The 437-nt window shown below is 47.4% G+C and carries 1 protein-coding gene; it reads left to right on the forward strand.

Annotated elements, in window-relative coordinates; all coding sequences use genetic code 11:
* On the forward strand, positions 1–437 hold a 437-nt coding region (locus GHT08_RS21975; protein WP_193568343.1), incomplete at both ends, for a pre-toxin TG domain-containing protein.

Raw genomic sequence — 437 nt, forward strand, 5'->3', positions numbered from 1 at the left:
GCAACCCCTTATGAGGAAGCAGTGGAACGGATTCAAGAAGAATTCTCCAAAAATAATATAGACGAGTTTACCCAAATGATCCGTGAAGTCCAGCCCTACAATCGTACCACGATGCCGAAAGATCCTTTTACCGGTCAAGATGCCGCAAAGTTAGGCAGTGAATTCATAGGAACCAATGATCTATATCGTGCGGCAACAGGGGAAGAACCATTCTCTGGTGAAACGTTAACCGCTGGAGAGCGGATGGCGGCCGTCGGTTGGAGCGCCTTAATGTTTATTCCACCAGCAAGATTAGCGAAAATAGGAAAGGCAGGTAGAGGCATTTCCGCCGTGCAAGGAGTCAAAGCTGGCACCGCTTCTGCCAAAATGAAAAAGCTGAGCGAACTGTCTAGCAATACCCTAAAAACCACGAAACAACAAGTGAAAGAACTATCCGC

Source organism: Gracilibacillus saliphilus, from assembly GCF_010994085.1.
In the GTDB taxonomy this organism is placed as follows: domain Bacteria; phylum Bacillota; class Bacilli; order Bacillales; family Amphibacillaceae; genus Gracilibacillus; species Gracilibacillus lacisalsi.